Below are 3,198 nucleotides of genomic sequence, written 5' to 3' on the forward strand. Positions count from 1 at the left end.
CAAGAGTATGGCTTGTACTCGTTTTACTCTGCCGCGCAGCGGCTTCGTTCAACAAGCAATTAAAGCAGACTGTCAACGCTTGGGATTTTCAACTCAGTTCAGTTTAAGTGATTTTGGTGGTAATTTTGAACGTATTAGTAGCGTTGTCAGCTACTTAATTGGGTGTTATGCGTCACTCCAACTAGAGAAGGTAACACAAGTGGAAAGTGGAGTTAAAAAATCAGTTCGGTATCTTGCCTTGGGTATTCTTATATATCCGTTTCTTTACATGCTACTCAACTTTATTATCTCTATTCTAATGGCAACTTTGGGCGAAGGTAGTAGCTCGTTGATTGAAATTTTTGAGTATCTCATCTGGTTTATAATGCCTTTTTTTTCGGTGTTTTATCTGTTAGCTTTCCATCACTTTTCGCGAGTGTTAGGTAAATGGCATCAACGAGTTGGGTATACTTTGGTTTTAGCCGCTGTGCTAATTGAAATAGCGATGCCTTGGATGGATTCAGGTCTGGTGTTTAAGACAGCATCTTTTCTATGTCAGCTTTTCGAGATAGGTATTTTAGTTAGTTGTCTGTTCGTTTTTAGCAGTAAGTTGGGGCCAAACTCTGAGCCTGGCACAACCGTATATCGAACTGTTTAGGATTAATTCGTAACACGTGACATTTTTACTATACGTTGCGTTCTGTGTTTAAGGTGGTTTGCAGAAACATCGGTCTTACGCTACTCACCACTTAAGCGGGCGTTAGCTTTCTGAAGGTGTAAGCCTAAAACTATGCTGTTATAATCGAAACGTATTTGTATTTTGAGAAATGAGATGATGAAGTTTACGTTAGAAGGTAATGACTGTATGCCACCCATTTCCGGTGGCTATCTACTTATTTATCGCGGTACTGAAGAGGTTACGGTTGTTAGCGTACCGTCTCCTAACTTTGTGGCAGAGCGTTATAGGGATAGTGTTAGCGAAAACTATGATTCGTTTGAAGACGAGGAAGGTAATGAGTTTAACATTAATGTTTGGTCTTCCAATGTTGGTGTTGATTGGACGCTAGACGTTGAGACAAAGGATGGAGCGTTAAAAGAGCAAATTAGAGTGGAGTACCATGCTAATGAGTTCTGATACGGAATTTGATGTATATCTCAATACTTTCACTGAAGGACTTACGCAAATAAGAGCCCAAAGTAGAGATAGTTTTCACAACCAATTGTATTTTTCGAACGTGATAAGCTTAATGGAACAGTATCTTTCAAACTTGTTCATTTTTGAACTTACTAATTCTCCAGAATCACTCCGAAAACTAGCAAGCCATGACAAGTTTCGTTCTGCTACCGTGACGGTTCCTTTTGCTTTAAACAACCCTATTGATGAGTATTTGATACATTCAATGAAAGCATTGGTATGGCATCGGCTTAATGATGTTGAAATGTATTATAAAAAAGTTCTTGGCATTCGTTTTAATATCAGCAGAGAGCTATTAAAACAACTTGAGTTACGCCATGACCTTGTGCATCGAAATGGTCATACCTTAGATGGTGAGAAAGTAGATATAACGGATGATGATCTAGACCGATGTATAGCTTTAGTGGAGCCATTTGTTCTCGATATTCACGCAAAGTATGTAACCCAAAAAAGCTAATAAAGCATTTAAGAGTGTTGATAAAAATGGAGGCAATAATGTACAAGGAAACAGATTTTCAACTAAGCCAAGAAGAGTTTAGCTTTAAAAAAGATTCGTATCCTTTATCAAAAATTAATAATGTCAGAGTTAAGAAACTTGGCTTACTCGACAATCTAGGTCAAATAATATTTTGGTTATTTGTTTTCTCCGGAGCAGTTTGGTTAGCAATCCCAACTCTTGAGAGTACACCTTTTTGGTTGAAAGCTTTAGTTGTTACTTTAACGATTGTAGGTTTTATATTTGGTTTTCTTCGTTGTTCAAAATATGCGTTACAAATTGAATTTCGTCATATTGATGAAACCGGAGTTCAATGGGTAAATATAGCTAAATCTTACTCCCAATTTGATAGTGGGTTGTTTGAGCAACAAGTCGCGTTGCTGAAGGCAACATTCGTCTAACAAATTAATCAACACAATTTATTACATTCGGCATTGTAGGTTTGTCTTTAGTTTCGATGTTTAAGGCGTTATATTTTTCAAGTACGTCACGGGCAATAGGAAGAGTTAGTGTATTTTATAATTAATGATATTGAGTGGTGGAAAATTTCACTTCATAGTTTCATGAATGGATGGCTCCCTGGTATTCTGGCATTCTTTTTAGGTCTTGGGCTCGAGAAAATCACAAGTCGCAGAAAGCTAAAGCAAGAGTTAAAAAACAACCTACTTGAAATTTTCATACCTATATTTAATTCGGGAGAGGTCACAACACTCAGTTCAGCTGAAGATTGCCACCGTAACTTAAAGGCAACGTTCAATGCGTATACGCGGATCTATCCGAAGCTCTTTAATGAAAAGTCTGTTCAAAAATTATCCCAAATATTAGCAGACGGTTTTTTGATTGAAGGTAAAGTTAATAATAGCTACTTAAATCCAGATGAAATTCAAAAAATAATTGGTAATTTATAGTTCGTATCAAAAGAGAATAAATATAACAAACGATTCGACTATGGAAATTTTGGTTCGAATTAGCCTTAATGTTTAAGGCGGGGCTATGTGCATAATGGAACCTTGGATTTGGTGGTGTAAAGGAGAATAAATGAATTTAGATGAAATTGATTGGATGTTTATTGTAGCTGTTATATTCGGTGCCATTGCTTCTGTCTTAAAAGAACTGGAATCGGTCATTGGAGAAGGCGCGTTAAATTATGTGGTCATTTTCCTAAAGATTATCGCAGCTGTTTTGAGTATTTCTTTCGCTGTATTAAAGTTTCTAAAACTTAAGCCATATATAATATTACTAGGTTCCGATGATTTTGAAGAAAGAAAACAAGATGGTCGTAAATATTATCGTTTTGAGATAAAAAAGAGCGAACATAAAAAAGGTCAATCACCTTCTATTTCCGCTAGCCTTCTCAATAATGATGGAAGTGAATGTAGTATATTGATGACTCCGAGGACTGATTCTGATGGAAACATATCAGTGACTCATGCAGGGGTAACACTAATAGATAAAAAGCTTAAGATAGTTGTCAAAAGTTAAATGACCTCCGGCGGAGCCGGAGGCTTATTGGGTGACGCCCTCTAAG

The 3,198-nt window shown here is 36.8% G+C and carries 6 protein-coding genes; all 6 read left to right on the forward strand.

Annotation, left to right across the window (positions count from 1 at the left end; all coding sequences use genetic code 11):
• Positions 1-199 precede the first annotated feature (199 nt).
• The 6 genes from AB6C75_RS23140 to AB6C75_RS23165 all read left to right on the forward strand — a co-directional run bounded on the left by AB6C75_RS23140 (position 200) and on the right by AB6C75_RS23165 (position 3,152).
• Entirely contained in the window at positions 200-637 is a 438-nt protein-coding gene (locus AB6C75_RS23140; protein ID WP_017102129.1) for a hypothetical protein, read from the forward strand.
• A 174-nt stretch (positions 638-811) separates the two neighbouring features.
• Positions 812-1,114 carry a hypothetical protein gene (locus AB6C75_RS23145; protein WP_017102032.1) on the forward strand — a complete coding sequence of 101 codons (303 nt, stop codon included), beginning with the start codon at positions 812-814 and terminating at the stop codon, positions 1,112-1,114.
• Positions 1,104-1,631 (forward strand): hypothetical protein, encoded by a 528-nt coding sequence (locus AB6C75_RS23150; protein WP_241810802.1) that lies wholly within the window; start codon positions 1,104-1,106, stop codon positions 1,629-1,631. The genes AB6C75_RS23145 and AB6C75_RS23150 overlap by 11 nt, the downstream gene beginning before the upstream one ends.
• A gap of 38 nt (positions 1,632-1,669) precedes the next feature.
• On the forward strand, positions 1,670-2,071 hold the full coding sequence (locus tag AB6C75_RS23155) for a hypothetical protein (protein ID WP_372109441.1): 402 nt from the start codon (positions 1,670-1,672) through the stop codon (positions 2,069-2,071).
• A 108-nt stretch (positions 2,072-2,179) separates the two neighbouring features.
• Positions 2,180-2,578 carry a hypothetical protein gene (locus tag AB6C75_RS23160; protein ID WP_231903193.1) on the forward strand — a complete coding sequence of 133 codons (399 nt, stop codon included), beginning with the start codon at positions 2,180-2,182 and terminating at the stop codon, positions 2,576-2,578.
• Positions 2,579-2,708: 130 nt separating this feature from the next.
• Entirely contained in the window at positions 2,709-3,152 is a 444-nt protein-coding gene (locus AB6C75_RS23165; RefSeq protein ID WP_372109443.1) for a hypothetical protein, read from the forward strand.
• Positions 3,153-3,198: the final 46 nt, after the last annotated feature.

This window comes from Vibrio sp. 10N.237.312.B06, from assembly GCF_041464685.1.
GTDB classification, from domain to species: Bacteria; Pseudomonadota; Gammaproteobacteria; order Enterobacterales; family Vibrionaceae; genus Vibrio; species Vibrio tasmaniensis_A.